11 protein-coding genes are annotated in these 16,318 nt (G+C 60.4%); 4 read left to right on the top strand and 7 right to left on the bottom strand.

What is annotated here, in order from left to right:
* Positions 1-64: 64 nt before the first annotated feature.
* A complete protein-coding gene (locus B5G42_RS00610) occupies positions 65-3,082 on the top strand; it encodes a phosphodiester glycosidase family protein (RefSeq protein ID WP_087265694.1) in 3,018 nt (1,005 codons plus the stop codon).
* 50 nt (positions 3,083-3,132) lie between these two features.
* Here the strand turns inward: B5G42_RS00610 and malQ are convergent, their stop codons facing one another.
* From malQ to B5G42_RS00640, 6 genes are all read right to left on the bottom strand, one after another.
* Positions 3,133-4,626 (bottom strand): 4-alpha-glucanotransferase, encoded by a 1,494-nt coding sequence (malQ, locus tag B5G42_RS00615; RefSeq protein ID WP_087265698.1) that lies wholly within the window; start codon positions 4,624-4,626, stop codon positions 3,133-3,135.
* Between the two features lie 4 nt (positions 4,627-4,630).
* The gene (locus B5G42_RS00620; RefSeq protein ID WP_087265700.1) at positions 4,631-5,638 is read right to left on the bottom strand and encodes a LacI family DNA-binding transcriptional regulator; all 1,008 of its coding nucleotides are present in this window, start codon (positions 5,636-5,638) and stop codon (positions 4,631-4,633) included.
* 32 nt (positions 5,639-5,670) lie between these two features.
* Positions 5,671-6,507 carry a carbohydrate ABC transporter permease gene (locus B5G42_RS00625; RefSeq protein WP_087188218.1) on the bottom strand — a complete coding sequence of 279 codons (837 nt, stop codon included), beginning with the start codon at positions 6,505-6,507 and terminating at the stop codon, positions 5,671-5,673.
* Positions 6,507-7,349, bottom strand: coding sequence for a carbohydrate ABC transporter permease (locus B5G42_RS00630; protein ID WP_087188217.1), 843 nt, complete (start codon positions 7,347-7,349; stop codon positions 6,507-6,509). The genes B5G42_RS00625 and B5G42_RS00630 overlap by 1 nt, the downstream gene beginning before the upstream one ends.
* 99 nt (positions 7,350-7,448) lie before the next feature.
* Positions 7,449-8,798 (bottom strand): ABC transporter substrate-binding protein, encoded by a 1,350-nt coding sequence (locus B5G42_RS00635; protein ID WP_087265702.1) that lies wholly within the window; start codon positions 8,796-8,798, stop codon positions 7,449-7,451.
* 196 nt (positions 8,799-8,994) lie between these two features.
* Positions 8,995-9,987: a CCA tRNA nucleotidyltransferase gene (locus B5G42_RS00640; protein WP_087265704.1), complete on the bottom strand. Its 993-nt coding sequence runs from the start codon at positions 9,985-9,987 to the stop codon at positions 8,995-8,997.
* A gap of 108 nt (positions 9,988-10,095) precedes the next feature.
* Between B5G42_RS00640 and murC the strand changes: the two genes are divergently transcribed.
* Both murC and B5G42_RS00650 read left to right on the top strand, forming a co-directional pair.
* Positions 10,096-11,466 (top strand): UDP-N-acetylmuramate--L-alanine ligase, encoded by a 1,371-nt coding sequence (gene murC / locus B5G42_RS00645; protein ID WP_087265706.1) that lies wholly within the window; start codon positions 10,096-10,098, stop codon positions 11,464-11,466.
* A 146-nt stretch (positions 11,467-11,612) separates the two neighbouring features.
* Positions 11,613-12,014, top strand: coding sequence for a hotdog fold domain-containing protein (locus B5G42_RS00650; RefSeq protein WP_087265709.1), 402 nt, complete (start codon positions 11,613-11,615; stop codon positions 12,012-12,014).
* 54 nt (positions 12,015-12,068) lie between these two features.
* Here the strand turns inward: B5G42_RS00650 and B5G42_RS00655 are convergent, their stop codons facing one another.
* Entirely contained in the window at positions 12,069-13,439 is a 1,371-nt protein-coding gene (locus B5G42_RS00655) for an MATE family efflux transporter (RefSeq protein ID WP_087265711.1), read from the bottom strand.
* 209 nt (positions 13,440-13,648) lie between these two features.
* Here B5G42_RS00655 and clpB point away from each other — a divergent pair, with 209 nt between their 5' ends.
* Positions 13,649-16,282: an ATP-dependent chaperone ClpB gene (gene clpB, locus B5G42_RS00660; RefSeq protein ID WP_087265713.1), complete on the top strand. Its 2,634-nt coding sequence runs from the start codon at positions 13,649-13,651 to the stop codon at positions 16,280-16,282.
* Positions 16,283-16,318: the final 36 nt, after the last annotated feature.

Below are 16,318 nucleotides of genomic sequence, written 5' to 3' on the forward strand. Positions count from 1 at the left end.
CAAGCGGGGGTATTTGTGTTAACATAACGTATGTATCTTTTCACCCTACCATAGGAGGACAATCATGAAGCACTTCATCCGGCGATGCGCCGCAGCAGGCCTGGCTCTGGCCCTGACGGTCACTGCGGCGTCGGCCTCATACGCCCTGGGCTGGGACCTGCACACAGGACAGGTCCCTCTGTCTCAGGGCGCCACTCTGGGAAAAAACATTTTCTGGAGCGACACCTACTCCGATCTGCGCCACGAGTACTACATCTCTTACAGCCCCAATGAAAATGTAGTGCCCACTGTGGCCTACGGAAACAAGGTACTGGACCGGCTCACCCTGTCCAGCATGGCCAAGAATCTGGAAAACCAGGGGAAGCGGGTAGTTTCCGGCATCAACGGAGACTGGTATGTACTCTCCACCGGCTCTACGGTAGGCCTGCTGGTCACCGATGGCGTGGTGCGGGCCACCCCCTACTACAACAGCTCCTGGGCCATTGGCTTCAACGAGGACGGTACCGCCTTCATCGGTCAGCCCGCCCTCTCCACCACCGTTACCTTTGACGGCGCCACCTATAAATTAAGCGGTGCCATCAACAAGGTCCGCAAGATCACTGCCAGCGACACCAGCGGCGGACTGACCCTGCTCACCTCCGACTTTGCTTCCACCACCCAGAACACCGACCCCGGCGTGGACGTAATCCTCACCCCGGTGGACGACGGCACAGGAGTCTATGCCACTCAGCCCACCATCGGCAAGGAAGTCCAGTACACTGTGGACCAGGTACTGGAGTCCACCGGCAGCATCGCCATCCCAGAGGGCAAGGCCGTCCTCACCATGAATGCCAAGGACAACACCGACATTCTGGCCAAGCTCCGCGCCCTCCAGCCCGGCGATACGGTGACCCTGTCCATCACCAGCACTGATGAGCGCTGGAACTCGGTTACCCAGGCTCTGGGCGGTACTTATAAGATCGTCACTGACGGCAAGGTGGTCTCATCCGGCCTGCCCTCGGAGCGCACCGCCTGGACTGCAGTGGGCGTCAAGGCCGACGGCACCGTGATTTTCTACACTCTGGACGGCAAGCAGTCCGGTTACAGCGTGGGCTGCACTCTGTCCCAGGCGGCTCAGCGCCTGGTAGAACTGGGTTGTGTGGAGGCCGTCGCCATGGACGGCGGCGGCTCTACCACCATCGGCGCTACCTATCCGGACACCAATGGAATGCAGGTGGTCAACCGCCCCTCCGATGGCTCTCAACGCTCCAACAGCACCGCCATCTTCCTGACCACCACCCTTCAGCCCACTGGTGAGCTGGACAGCTACTATGTGACCCCCACCGACTCCATGCTGCTCTCCGGCGCCACAGTTCAGCTCTCCGCCACCGGCCTGGATACCAACTACTATCCCACCACCGGAAACACAGTATCCTGGTCCGTTTCTGACGGCGGCGGAACCGTCAATGAAAGCGGGCTCTTTACCGCCGGCAACAAGAGTGGCTTCTACCAGGTCACTGCAACGGACGGTGAGCACTCGGGCACCGCCTATCTGACCACTGTGGCCACGCCGGACACCATCACCATTTTCAATGAGTCTACCGGCTCCAAAGTCACCTCCCTGAACCTGAATCCCGGCCAGCAGATCGATCTGAAGGCCTCCGCCACCTACCGCACCCTGGCTCTCACCGCCCAGGACACCTGCTTCACCTGGTCTATGGACGCTTCACTGGGCACGGTAGATGCAAACGGTGTACTGACCGCCTCCCAGAACAGCGGCAGCGGCAAGCTCACCGTCTCCGCCGGCGGCAAAAGCGTCACCATTCCCGTGACCATCGCCAGCCATGTCAAGACGCTGGATACCTGTGAGGGCAACCTGTCCTCCTTCCAGAATACCGATACCGCCACCGCCGAGGCAGAAACCGGCCTGGATTTTGTACACAACGGCAGCCAGAGCCTGAAGCTGTCCTATGACGCCACCAGCGGCTCCGCCAGTCTGTCTACCTCCCTCTCCATTCCCGAAGGGGAGAGCTGGCTGGGTATGTGGGTCTACGGCAACGGTTCGGGCAATACCCTGATGGCTACCACCGCTGACCAGGATGGGCAGACCCAGCAATTCCTCCTGACCGCTCTGGACTTCACCGGCTGGAAGTATGTCATGGTTCAGCTGCCCACCGGCGCCTCCTCCCTGTCCAGTCTGGATGTGGTCTATGGCGGCGGTGCGGAGCGGCAAATCGGCTCCATCTGGCTGGATCAGTTGGTCACTGCCAATCAGCAGGTTACTGATAACACCGCCCCCACCGTCTCCGTGTCGGTAAAGGGCACCCAGCTCACTGCCACAGTCAAGGACGATCTGGACCAGACCATCCCCCAGAGCAATGTCACTCTCACCTACGACGGCAAGGTCCTGACCGGCACCTGGAATGAGAGCACCGGTACCCTCACTGCCACTCTGCCTGCCGCCGACAGCGGCTATCATCGGGTCACCGTTACTGCCTCTGATGCCAGCGGCAATCTGGCCCGGGCTTCCGCCGATGTGAAGCCCTCCTCCAGCCGGACCAGCCCCTTCGGCGACATGACCGGCCACTGGGCCGAACCCTATGCCACCTTCCTGTACGACCAGGGCATCTCCCAGGGCACCGGTGGAGCCACTCCCCAGTACGAGCCCAACAAGAACATCTCCAGGGCAGAGTTCTTCGCTCTGGTTGCCCGGTGGATGGATCTGGACCTGGAGCAGTATGCCAATGTGGAGCTGCCCTTTGCCGATGCCGACTCCATTCCCTCCTGGGCTCTCAACGAGATCAAGGCCATGTACAGCCTGGGTATCCTTCAGGGCGCCTCCAGCGGCGGCCAGCTGCTGGCCAATCCCATGTCCACCATCACCCGGGCAGAGGCCATCACCATTCTGGGCCGCACTCAGGCCAAGGGATACACCGCCAACGATCTAACCTTTGACGACGCCGGTCAGGTCCCCTCCTGGGCCCTCTCCTACACACAGATTCTGGTCACCCAGGGCGTAGTCAGCGGCAACAACAATCTGATCCGCCCCTCCGACTCCATCACCCGGGGCGAGGTGGCCAAGCTGCTGTACGCCATGCTGTAATATGAAACAGGCAAGAAAAAAGTGCGCTGACGCGCACTTTTTTCTTGCCTTTATTCTGTTTTGGGCAACCGTCCATACAGTTCCATCTGACGGTGGAGTTTGGCCGCCAGTTCCGGGCTGTCAAAGCCCTCCGCCGCCCGCCAGGTCCAGTTGTGGCCCAGGGTGGAGGGGATATTCATCCGGGCCTCCGAACCCAGGCCCAGCACATCCTGGATCTGCACCACGGCGCACCGGCCCACACTGGCCCAAACCGTCCGCATCATGCCCCAGTTCTCCCCCTCCTGCTGGTCCAGGTGGAGATACTCCCGGGCATAGGCCACATCCTCCGGCCGGGCAGTCACCAGCCAGCCCATGGCGGGCTCGTTGTCGTGAGTGCCCACATAGACCACACAGTTGACCGGATAGTTGTGGGGCAGATAGGCCGGTCCCTCCTTATCCCGGCTGTCAAAGGCAAACTCCAGCACCTTCATGCCGGGAAATCCGGTCTCATCCCGGAGCCGGTGGACCGAGGGGGTCAAAAAGCCCAGATCCTCCGCAATAATCTCTTTTTTGCCCAGAGCCCGCTCCACAGCCTGAAACAGTTTAATCCCCGGTCCCTGCCGCCACCGCCCGTTCTGAGCGGTGGGCTCCCCATAGGGGATGGCGTAGTAGGCGTCAAAGCCCCGGAAGTGGTCGATCCGCAGCACATCGTAGATCTCACACTGATAGGCGATGCGGCGCACCCACCAGGAGAAATTGTCCCGCTCCATGTAGTCCCAGTCAAAGAGGGGGTTGCCCCACAGCTGGCCGTCGGCGGAGAAGCCGTCGGGGGGACAGCCCGCCACCTCGGTGGGCCGCCGGTGCTCGTCCAGCTGGAACTGCTCCGGGTGGGCCCACACGTCCACGCTGTCGGCGGAGACATAGATGGGCAGGTCCCCGATGATTCGGATGCCTTTCCCATTGGCGTATTCCTTGAGTGCCTTCCACTGGCGGAAAAAGAGGTACTGCACCCCCCGCCAGAAGGCCAGATCGGCGGCCAGGGCCCGCCGCACCCGGTTGAGGGCCACCCGGTCCCGGTTCTGGATGGCCGGTTCCCAGTCGGTCCAGGGCTCTCCGCCGTTGGCCTCCTTCATAGCCATAAAGAGGGCGTAGTCCTCCAGCCAGAAGGAGTTTTCCTCGCAGAAGGCCCAGTAATCCGCGGTGGGTGCGGCCAGCAGCGCCTTGCAGGCCTTCCGCAGCACCGGATAGCGGTTCTGATACAGCTTGCCGTAATCCACCCGCTGTGGGTCGCTCCCCCAGTCCAGTCCCTCATAGTCCGCCCGGTCCAGCAGGCCGTCGGCCGCCAGGTCGTCCAGATCAATGAGGTAGGGGTTACCGGCAAAGGTGGAAAAGCTCTGATAGGGGGAATCTCCATAGCTGGTGGGACAGATGGGCAGGATCTGCCACAGGGACTGGCCCGCCGCCTGGAGGAAATCCACGAACTGCCGGGCACAGGCGCCCATGGTGCCCACGCCGTAGGGGGATGGCAGCGAAGTGAGGTGCATCAGGATGCCGCCGGTCCGCATAGTTTCACGTCCTTTCCTTCACGCTCTCCCCTTCCAAAAAGGTATAGGGGATCAATTCATGGGCGGGCTTCGCTCCGTCCTGAATCTGGTGGATCAGCAGATCCACGCTCCGCTCCGCCAGCCGCTGGGCGTCCTGGCGAACGGTGGTGAGCCGGGGCACCGCGTACCGCCCCAGCACAATGCCGTCGTAGCCCAATATAGAGATATCCTCCGGCACCCGCAGCCCCCGGTCATGGAGGGCCCGCATGGCCCCCAGGGCCTGCACGTCGGACATGGCAAACACGGCGGTCATTCCGGGCAGCTTATCCAGCAGCCGCTCCATGGCGGCGTACCCTCCCGACAGATCGAAGCGGGCGGTCTCATATTGGCTCGCCTCGTCCAGAACCAGTCCCCGGTCGGCAAAGGCCTGCCGCACCCCTTCCAGGCGGGCCTGGGCGGCGTCGGACTGCTCCGCCCGGCCGCCCAGGATACCAATGGTCCGGTGGCCCAGTTCCATTAGCCGCTCCACCGCCCGGCGGGCGCCGTCGGTATCGTCGGTGGAGACGCTGGACAGATTGGGCTGGTCCAGCCCGGCCGCCGAGTTGGTCACCAGCACACATGGGATGGTGATACTGTGAAAGCCGGCCCGGAACAGGCTCAGGTTGCTGCCCAGGAAGAGGATGCCCATGGGCCGCCGCTCCCGGCACACCCGGATGGCCTGATCGATCTCATCGTCATCCTCATCGATGTAGTAGATCAAGCTGGGGTATCCGCTGTCCCGGATACGGGTCTGGATACGCTCCACCAAATCGGCAAAGAGCATATTCTGGGTGCCTTTGACGATAAGTGCCACTCCGCTGCTGGCCTGCTGCTTAAGGTGCTTGGCATTGCTGTTGCGCGTAAAATTGTGGGCCTCCACCACCGCCATCACCTTGGCGCGGGCCTCCTCGGATACGTCCGGGCGGTTGTTGAGTACCCGGGAGACGGTACCCACCGCATAGCCGGACAGCTTGGCGATGTCTTTGATGGTCAAAGAAACTCACCTCTTGTCGGTCTGCGTCTTTTTTATCCCTTGACCGCGCCGGCGGCCACGCCCTTGATGATGTGCTTCTGGCAGGACAGATAGAAGATAACCACCGGGATCACGGCCATAATGAGGGCCGCCATAATGGCGCCCATATCCACCCGGCCATAGGAGCCCTTCATATACTGAATGACGATGGAGATGGTCTTATACTTCTTGATGTCCAGGGTCAGGTAGGGCAGCAGGAAGTCGTTCCAGATCCACATGGTCTCCAGAATACCCACGGAGATGTAGGTGGGCTTCATGATGGGGAGCACCACCGAGAAGAAGGTGCGGATGGGAGAACAGCCGTCGATCATGGCGGCCTCCTCGATCTCGATGGGGATGGACTTGACGAAGCCGCAGAACATAAACACCGCCAGTCCCGCGCCAAAGCCCAGGTAGATGATGATAAGGCCCCAGGGGGTACCCAGGCCCAGCCGATCGGTGACCAGGGACAGGGTGAACATGACCATCTGGAAGGGAACCACCATAGAGAACACGCACAGGATGTAGATAGCCTTGGTGACCCTGGTTCGCACCCGGGTGATAAACCAGGCGCACATGGAGGTGCAGATCAGAATGACGAGCACCGAGCCCACGGTGATGAACACCGTCCACCCCACCGCTTTCAGGAAGTCGTACTGGTTGATGGCGGTAGCATAGTTGTCCAGACCAGTAAAGGTGGTCTCATTGGGCAGCTTGAAGGGCTCCAGATTGATGTAGGACTTCTTTTTGAAGGAGTTGAAGAGTACCACCACAACGGGCAGCACATAGAAAATACTGATGAAGGTAAACAGGCCGGTGCCCAGCCGGTTCAGCCGCTTTTTCCGGATCATTACTGCTGCACCTCCTTGGAACGGGTGGCTTTCAGCTGGATCAGGCCGATGGCTACCACCAGGATGAAGAAGACCACGGCCTTTGCCTGGCCCACGCCCTCCCAGCCGGTGCGGCCGTAGAAGGTATTGTAGATGTTCAGCGCCAGCATCTCGGACATCTTGGAGGGTTCGCCGGCGGTGAGGGACAGGTTCTGGTCAAAGAGCTTGAAGCCGTTGACCACCGACAGGAAGGTACAGATGGTGATGGAGGGCATCATCATGGGGATGGTGACCTTAAAGAGGCGCTGGGGACCGCTGGCGCCGTCAATGGCAGCGGCCTCCATCACGTCGCCGGGGATGGACTGGAGACCGGCGATGTAGATGATCATCATATAGCCGATCTGCTGCCAGGCCACCAGGATAATGAGGCCCCAGAAGCCGTACCACTCGTTGAGGTTGAGGGCGGTGGCAAAGGGGGCCAGCAGGCCGTTGAAGATCAGCTGCCAGATGTAGCCCAGCACGATGCCGCCGATCAGATTGGGCATGAAGAACACGGTGCGGAAGATATTGGTGCCCCGCAGCTTCTGGGTCAGGGCCAGGGCGATGGCAAAGGCGATTACATTGATGACCACCAGGGAGACCACCGCGAAGAGGGCCGTATACCAAAAGGAATGGAGGAATACGGGGTCCTGGAAGGCCTTGATGTAGTTGCTCAGGCCCACGAAGGTGGCGTCGGTCACGGTGGTGAACTCACAGAAGGACAGCCAGATACCCATAATGAAGGGCACGATGAAGCCAATGGTGAATGCGATCAGAGTGGGCAGCAAAAAGATGGGAAAATACCGCTTGATTGCCTTTTCCAAAGGATCGACCTCCTCTCTCATTGCTCAGAAAGGCAGAGGCAGCGGGCGGACAGAATGCCCGCCCGCTGCCGGTTCAGCAGTTATTTTTGGGGGTCAGTCTCAGCCGTTGACGGCGGCAGCCTCGGAGGCCCAGCCACCCACGAAGGCGGATACCACGGCGTCCCACTTGGCATCGGTCTGGTCAGCGGCATAGGCGGTCAGCGCGGAGCCCACGCCGTTCTTCCACTCCTCGGAGGGCATGGTGGAGAAGTTCCAGGACACGGACTCATAGCCGTCGGCCACATACTGGTTGCCGATGTTGACCAGGGGATTGGTGGACTCCAGGTTGCCCTTGAAGGGGATCACGAAGCCCATACCGGCCTGGCCGGAGGGCATGGCGCCCTCGCCGCCGCACATGGCCTTGGTGCCGGTCTCGGAGGTGACGCACCAATACATGAAGTCCAGGGTGGCCTGGATGTCAGCCTCGGAGGCCTTGGCGTTGACGCACCAGTAGTTCTCAGTACCGGTACACAGGCCCTGCTTCTCTTCGCCTTCCACACCGATGTAGATGGGCAGCATACCCAGGTTGTCGTCGCCCAGCTCGGCCACGTCGTTGTAAGCCCAGGTGCCGTTCTGATAGAACACGGCCTGACCGGTCACAAACTCGGCCACGGCGTCGTCGCCGGTCTTGGTGGACAGCAGCGCAGGCTCACAGGTAGCGTTGTTGATGTACAGATCCCAGATCTGGCGGTAGTTGTCCAGGTAGGTACCCTTGATGGCGTCGGTGTTGTCGATGCCGTCGGCCTTGTACTCATAGTAGATGGGCAGGTTGGCCAGGTGGGTCTTGAAGCGCCAGTCGGAGGAGCCGTCCATACCGGCGGAGGTGAAGGCGGAGAAGCCCAGCTCGTCCTTGCGGGCGGTGATGTCCTCGGCCACCTTCTTCAGGTCGTCAAAGCTCTTGATGTCATCGGCGGTGTAGCCGGCCTGCTCCAGCAGGGCCTTATTGTAGATGATGCCGTAGGTCTCGATGACGTAGCCGATGCCGGCCATCTTGTCCCCGTCCATCAGGGCGAACTCGTCGCTGGACAGCTCGCCGGCCACGGCGGAGCCGGTCAGATCATAGCAGTAATCCTTCCAGGCGGCCAGACCCACAGGGCCGTTGACCTGGAACAGGGTGGGGGCGTCGGTCTTGGCCATCTCGGACTTCAGGGTGGTCTCGTAGTTGCCGGAGGCGGCGGTGAGGACGGTGACCTCCACGCCGGTCTCAGCGGTGTAGAGCTCGGCAAGTTCCTGCCACTGGGCGTCCTGCTCAGGCTTGAAGTTCAGGTAATAGACCTTGCCGCCGGTGGCGTCGCCGCCGCCGCTGGGGGAGGAGTCGCCGGAGGGGGTGGTGTCGCCGCCGCCGCAGCCGGCCAGCATACCGGCCACCATGGTACCGGTCAACGCAAGCGCAAACAGACGTTTCTTCATTCTAAGTTCCTCCTGTCACAGTTGATTCGTGTCTCGGCTGGAAACGTTTCATGGAAACGTTTCCAGCTCCCTGTGATTGAATCTTACTCCTTCCCGCTTCCATTTTCAAGCATCTTTTTGTCAAACTCCCCAATTTCAGCTTTGCGCTTAATTTATACGCTGTTATTTTGTACAATATGCCAAATCACAAAACCGTTTAGTCCAATTTAAGCAGCTCCATAAGCTTGTCACACCGGTTGTCCTCGGGATGTTCTAATACATGGAGGGCCAGCTTCCGCTGGGCCGCGCCGATCTCCCTGCCCTTTAGACCAAGGGCCGCCAGCTCCCCGCCGGACAGGGCCAGCCGCCGCAGAACCTCCTCCTCCGGGTGGCGCACCCCCCGGCGCAGGGCCCGCTCCACCGGCAGACATTCGATGGGAAATCCGGTGGCGGCGCAGAACCCCCGCCACCGGGGGATGGGTTGGGGAGGCAGCTCCCTCAGACAGGACAGATCAGGGCAGCTGCATACCGGCCACAGGTGGGACAGCAGTCCCCAGCGGAGCAGCTCCCCCGCCCGCTCCGGGTGAGGTGAGAGGAGGATTTTCTCCAGCTCCGCCTTGATCCGTTCCCCTGACACCCGGGCCATCCGCCCGGCATTCCGCTGGATCGCTTTCTCGGTCTCCGGCTCGATGACAAACCCCAGTTGAGCGGCAAAGCGCACCGCCCGCAGCATTCTCAGCGCATCCTCAGAGAACCGCCGGTCCGGCTCCCCCACACACCGGATGATCCCGACTTTCAAATCATCCCGTCCGTCAAAGGGGTCGATAACCTCCCCTTCCGGGCCCAGGGCCATGGCGTTGATGGTAAAATCCCGCCGGGCCAGGTCCTGGGTGAGGCCCGCGTCAAACGTCACCCCGTCCGGGTGCCGTCCGTCGGCATACCCTCCCTCCCGGCGGAAGGTGGTCACCTCCACCGGGCCGTCCTCCGTCAGGACGGTGACGGTGCCATGCTGTATCCCCGTGGGGACGGTATGCTCAAACAGCCCCATTACCTGCTCCGGATAGGCGGAGGTACACACGTCGTAGTCTCCCGGCGTGCGGCCCAGCAGCAGATCCCGAACGCAGCCCCCCACCGGATGGGCAGCACAGCCTGCCTTCCGCAGGATATCCAAGCAATGCTGCACGCCTTCCGGAATCGGCCACTTCTTCATTTTCTCCACCTCCCCCGGTATGTTTGGCTTGCTATTTACCTATAATGGATTATAATATAGTGTTGAACTTTTATCATTATAATCTGTAGAAAAGGGTGTGTAAACCCCATGACCAATCCCAACATTCACGACTATCTGACGCCTGGCCGCAAGGCTCACCTGATCGGCATCGGCGGCGTTTCCATGTCTCCTCTGGCCGAGGTGCTCCACAAAATGGGGGTCGAGATTACCGGCTCGGATATGAACGACAGCGCCACCGTGGAGCATCTGCGCTCTCTGGGCATCCCCGTGGCCATCGGCCACCGGGCGGAAAACGTGGCGGGCGCCGACCTTATCATCCGCACCGCCGCCGTCCACGACGACAATCCGGAGGTCGCCCAGGCCCACGCGCTGAACATCCCTGTTTTTGAGCGTGCTCAGGCCTGGGGTTCCATTATGAGGGGCTATAAAAATGCTCTGTGCATCTCGGGCACCCACGGCAAGACTACCACCACCTCTATGTGCACCCACATCATCATGGCAGCTCAGATGGACCCCACTGTCATGATCGGCGGCACCCTGCCCCTGCTGGGTGCCGGTTACCGGGTGGGCCACGGGGACACCATTATTCTGGAGAGCTGCGAGTACTGCAACTCCTTTCTCTCCTTCTTCCCCACTGTGGCAGTCATCCTCAACATTGAGGCCGATCACCTGGACTTCTTCAAAGACCTGGACGATGTGGAGCACTCCTTCCGGGCCTTTGCCGACCGGGTGCCGGAAAACGGCCTGATCGTGGCCAACGCCGACGACGCCAACACCATGCACACGTTGGAAGGCGAAACCCGCCCTGTTCTCACCTTCGGTCTGGAGGAAGGCGATGTCCACGCCGCTAACCTGACCTGGAGTCGGGGGCTGCCCACCTTTGACATCATCTATCGCGGCGAAGTCTTTACCCGGGTAGGCCTGCGGGTCCCCGGAGAACACAACGTGAAAAACGCCCTGGCTGCGGCAGCCGCTGCCATCGCCCTGGCTGTCTCCCCCAAGGCGGTAAGCGAAGGTCTCAACGCATTCCGGGGCGCCGGCCGCCGCTTTGAGCACAAGGGCACTTACAATGGCGCCGAGGTGTACGACGACTACGCCCATCATCCTGGTGAGCTTCAGGCCCTGCTGGCCGCCGCCCGTACCCTGGGTTATGAGCGGATTATCTGTGCCTTCCAGCCCCACACCTACAGCCGCACCAAAGCCCTGTTCGACGACTTTGTTAAGGTCCTGCGTCAGCCCGATGTCACCCTGCTGGCCGAGATCTATGCCGCCCGTGAAACCAACGATCTGGGCATCTCTTCGCAGGACCTGGCCGACCAGATTCCCGGCAGCATTTACTGCCCCACCCTGGAGGATGTAACCGCCAAACTGAAGGAGTTGGCACAACCCGGTGATCTGATCCTTACCGTAGGCGCCGGCAACATCTATACCGCCGGTGAGGCCCTTCTCCAAAAATGAGCCGTTCTTTCTCTCGCTAAAGCAAAAGAGAAAATTATACCACAAATTTCCGCTGTTGACAAGACTGTTAAAGAGACGTACAATGGTCTTAGTGTCCTGTCCCTTTTGTTCTCTTTTCACAAATATGAATAAGGAGTGGAATCGACATGGAAGAGAAAAAGTACACCTCGATGATCCGTCTGCGGATGTCTGCGAAGGACGCCCACTACGGCGGAAACCTGGTGGATGGCGCCCATATGGTGCATCTGTTCGGCGACGTGGCTACCGAGCTGCTGATCCAGTGTGACGGCGACGAGGGCCTGTTCTGCGCTTACAACAACATTGAGTTCAAGGCGCCTGTGTATGCCGGCGACTTCATCGAGGCCTATGGTGAGATCACTCACATCGGCAATACCTCCCGCAAGATGAAGTTTGAGGCCCGTAAGGTAGCTGTCCCCCGCCCCGACATCAGCGATTCTGCTGCTGATTTCCTGGAGGAGCCCATTGTGGTGGCCATTGCTGAGGGCACCTGCGTGACCCCCAAGAAGTGCCAGCGCAAGGAGCATTGATTCCTGCTTACATGAAAAAAGTCCGCCGCGAAGCATTCTTCGCGGCGGACTTTTTTATTGCGAGGCAGGCGTTCCGCTGCGCTCGGCCAGAATACGGGGGAAGAAACGAAGGAACAGAATGGTGGTAACGGTAGCCGCCACGGCATCGGCAATGGGCTCAGACAGGAAGGTAGCCTCCGCCGACACCAGAGCGGGCAGCAGCAGCAAGCAGGCCAGAAAAACCGTCTTACGGAACAGAGAACAGAACAGCGCCAGCCGCACATGACCCAGGGCGGTGGTCTCGTCCACCAGGGGATACTGGACGGCCAGAGGCAGGATCATAGCGGTAAACACCTTGATATAGCCCACTGAGCGGTCAATCAGTTCCGGATTCTGAGTAAAGAGCCGGACAAACACCGGAGACAGGGTGTAGGTCACCACAGTCATCAGGGCGCAGAAGGTCAGGCACAATCCCACAATGGATTTCATGGCCCGCTTGATCCGGGCGACGTTGCCCGCCCCGTAGTTAAAGCTGATCACCGGCTGAGTACCCAAGGTCAGGCCACCCATGGGCATGGTGATGAGAAGCAGATAGCTCTGCACAATGGTGGCGCAGACCACCAGCTTGTCGCCCAACTCTGGGCCGCCGTAGTGCTGGAGCACTGTGTTGAGGACGATGAGCAGCACGCTGTCGGTGGCAATGATCAGGAAGGGGGACAAGCCAAATGTGACAATCCGCATCATGATCTTCCGGTCAAAGCCGCCCCATCGCAGGGGCACCGGCATCTTTTTCCGCAGCAGAGAGCAGAGCACGAAGGCGCAGGATGCCATCTGGGAGATGACCGTAGCCAGAGCCGCACCCGCCACATCCAACTTTAAAACAAAGATAAAAATGGGGTCCAGCACAATATTGAGCACCGCCCCCAGCATCACTGTGGCCATACCCAGGCCAGAATAGCCTTGGGCGATCAAAAAGCTGTTCATGCCGGTGGCCATCAGGGCAAAGAAGGTGCCGGCGGTGTAGATGGTCAAATAAGTATCCGCATAGCCAAAGGTGGCCGGACTGGCGCCAAACCACTGGAGCAGCTGCCCCTTAAGCAGCAGGAACAGCCCTGTCAACCCCACCGCCAGTACCAACAGCATGAAGAAGCTGTTGGACAGCACCCGGCTGGCCTCCTTGCGGTTCCCCTCCCCCATCCGCATGGCCAGGATAGGCGAGCCGCCCAATCCAACCAGGGATGCAAAGGAACCGAGCAGGGTGACGATCGGTCCGCACACGCCCACTCCCGCCAGGGCCAGATCCCCGATCTGGGGAATATTTCCAATGTAAATGCGGTCTACGATGCTATAGAGTACGCTGACCAGCTGGGCCAGCATGGTGGGAATGGCCAGCTTGCACACCAGGCGAAAAACTGGATCATGCCCCAAATCGTTGGTCCGTTTCATCTCGCTCCTCCTTCAGGCAGTCCACGGCATTATACCTCTTTTTTCTGCGCTCGTAAAGGGGCTATCCTGTCAAATCACTCCACCCGCCGAAGGTTTTAGCACTCTCTTCATATGAGTGCTAAAAATTCACACTCCGTTCATGATTTTTGTTTTACAGGGGACTATACTGAGGACAAACAAAAAGCTGCCCCTTGAAAGGAGTGTTTTTTATGAATGCACAGAAATATACCCAGAAATCTCTGGAGGCCGTCCAGACCGCCCAGAGTCTGGCCACGGAATATGGTAACCAGCAGATCGAGCAGCCTCACCTGCTGCTGGCACTGCTCAGCGACGAGTCCGGCCTGATTCCCCAGCTGTTGGGGAACATGGGTCTCACCGTTCCCTCTTTCACCGCCGCCACCAAGGCGGAGGTGGAAAAACTGCCCCGTGTCTCCGGCTCCGGCCGTGAGCAGGGCAAGATCTATGTGGCTCAGGATGTGGACAAGTGCCTGAATACCGCCGAGTCCATTGCCTCCTCCATGAAGGACGAATATGTCTCGGTGGAGCACCTGCTGCTGGCCCTGATCAACACCGCCAACCGGGAGCTGAAGGAACTCTTCCGTACCTATAACGTCACCAAGGAAGGGGTGCTCCAGGCTCTGACCGCCGTCCGCGGCAATCAGCGGGTCACCTCCGACAACCCGGAGGACACCTACAATGCCCTGAAGAAGTATGGCTCCGACTTGGTGGAGCGGGCCCGGCAAAATAAGCTGGACCCGGTAATCGGCCGTGATGATGAGATCCGCAACGTGATCCGTATTCTGAGCCGCAAGAGCAAAAACAACCCCGTCCTCATCGGTGAACCCGGCGTAGGCAAAACCGCCATCGCCGAGGGCCTGGCCCAGCGTATCGTCAAGGGCGACGTGCCCGGCTCACTGAAGGACAAGACCATCTTCGCTCTGGATATGGGTTCCCTCATTGCGGGTGCCAAGTACCGGGGCGAGTTTGAGGAGCGGCTGAAGGCCGTCCTCAACGAGGTGAAGAAGTCCGAGGGTCGTATCATCCTCTTCATCGATGAGCTGCACACCATTGTGGGCGCCGGCAAGACCGAGGGCGCCATGGACGCCGGCAATCTGCTGAAGCCCATGCTGGCCCGTGGCGAGCTCCACTGCATTGGCGCCACCACCCTCAACGAGTACCGCCAGTATATCGAGAAGGACGCCGCTCTGGAGCGGCGGTTCCAGCCCGTACAGGTCTGCGAGCCCACGGTGGAGGACACCATTGCCATCCTCCGTGGCCTGAAGGAGCGCTATGAGGTGTTCCACGGCGTAAAGATCCAGGACGGCGCCATCATCGCCGCCGCTACCCTGTCCGACCGCTATATCACCGACCGTTTCCTGCCCGATAAGGCCATCGACCTGATCGACGAGGCCTGCGCCATGATCCGCACCGAGATCGACTCCATGCCCACCGAGCTGGACATCATCCAGCGTAAGATCATCCAGCACGAGATCGAGGAGGCCGCCCTGAAGAAGGAGGACGACGCCATCTCCCGTGAGCACCTGGCCGAGATCCAGAAGGAGCTGGCCGAGATGCGGGATGAGTTCAACGCCAAGAAGGCCCAGTGGGAGAACGAGAAGAATGCCATCGGCAAGGTTCAGAAGCTGCGTGAGGACCTGGAGGCTGCCAACGCCGAGCTGGAGAAGGCTCAGCGGCAGTACGACCTGAACAAGGCCGCCGAACTGCAGTACGGCCGCATCCCCGAGCTGCGCAAGCAGCTGGAGGCGGAGGAGGCCATCGCCAACGAAGGCAAAGCCCGTTCCCTGCTGCGGGATAAGGTCACCGAGGAGGAGATTGCCCGTATCATCGAGCGCTGGACCGGCATCCCCGTGGCCAAGCTGATGGAGGGTGAGCGCGAGAAGCTGCTCCACCTGGAAGATATCCTCCACCAGCGTGTAGTGGGCCAGGACGAGGCCGTTCGTCTGGTGTCCGAGGCCATTCTGCGCAGCCGGGCCGGTATCGCCGACCCCAACCGGCCCATCGGCTCCTTCCTGTTCCTGGGCCCCACCGGCGTGGGCAAGACCGAGCTGGCCAAGACCCTGGCCGAGGCCTTGTTTGACTCCGAGAAAAACATGGTGCGTATCGACATGAGCGAGTACATGGAGAAATTCTCTGTGTCCCGTCTGATCGGCGCCCCTCCGGGATATGTGGGCTATGAGGAGGGCGGTCAGCTCACCGAAGCCGTCCGCCGTCACCCCTACTCTGTGGTCCTCTTCGATGAGGTGGAGAAGGCCCATCCCGATGTGTTCAACATCCTGCTCCAGGTGCTGGACGACGGCCGTATCACCGACAGCCAGGGCCGCACCGTGGACTTCAAGAACACCATCATCATCCTGACCTCCAACCTGGGCTCCCAGTATCTGCTGGACGGCATCGACGCCAATGGCGAGATCACTGAGGAGGCCAAGAGCGCTGTACAGGAACTGCTGCGCCACTCCTTCCGGCCCGAGTTCCTCAACCGTCTGGACGAGATCGTGTTCTACAAGCCCCTCACCAAGGACAACATCACCCACATCATCGACCTGCTGGTGAGCGAGCTCAACCGCCGTCTGGAGGAGAAGCAGCTGAAGGTGGTCCTCACCGACGCTGCCAAGCGCTTCATCATCGACAGCGCCTACGATCCTGCTTTCGGTGCCCGTCCCCTGCGCCGCTTTGTGCAGCACGGGGTGGAAACCCTCATCAGCCGGAAGATCATCGCCGACCAGGTGGAACCCGGCGATACCCTTACTGTGGACTGCGCCAATGGCGAACTGACCGTGGAGGCCAAAAGCGTCCTCTCCGGCCAGGTCGTGGACCAGGCCTGATCCTTTCCAACTCCCACCAGCCCCTGAACGGATTTT

Source organism: Flavonifractor sp. An91 (genome assembly GCF_002159225.1).
Taxonomy (GTDB): Bacteria; Bacillota; Clostridia; order Oscillospirales; family Oscillospiraceae; genus Flavonifractor; species Flavonifractor avicola.

Bases quoted from the DNA above. Each gene is read 5' to 3' on its own strand.
- B5G42_RS00610 (WP_087265694.1), top strand. From the start codon at position 65: ATGAAGCACTTCATCCGGCGATGCGCCGCAGCAGGCCTGGCTCTGGCC.
- malQ (WP_087265698.1), bottom strand. From the start codon at position 4,626: ATGCGGACCGGCGGCATCCTGATGCACCTCACTTCGCTGCCATCCCCC.
- B5G42_RS00625 (WP_087188218.1), bottom strand. From the start codon at position 6,507: ATGATCCGGAAAAAGCGGCTGAACCGGCTGGGCACCGGCCTGTTTACC.
- B5G42_RS00635 (WP_087265702.1), bottom strand. From the start codon at position 8,798: ATGAAGAAACGTCTGTTTGCGCTTGCGTTGACCGGTACCATGGTGGCC.
- B5G42_RS00640 (WP_087265704.1), bottom strand. From the start codon at position 9,987: ATGAAGAAGTGGCCGATTCCGGAAGGCGTGCAGCATTGCTTGGATATC.
- murC (WP_087265706.1), top strand. From the start codon at position 10,096: ATGACCAATCCCAACATTCACGACTATCTGACGCCTGGCCGCAAGGCT.
- B5G42_RS00650 (WP_087265709.1), top strand. From the start codon at position 11,613: ATGGAAGAGAAAAAGTACACCTCGATGATCCGTCTGCGGATGTCTGCG.
- B5G42_RS00655 (WP_087265711.1), bottom strand. From the start codon at position 13,439: ATGAAACGGACCAACGATTTGGGGCATGATCCAGTTTTTCGCCTGGTG.
- clpB (WP_087265713.1), top strand. From the start codon at position 13,649: ATGAATGCACAGAAATATACCCAGAAATCTCTGGAGGCCGTCCAGACC.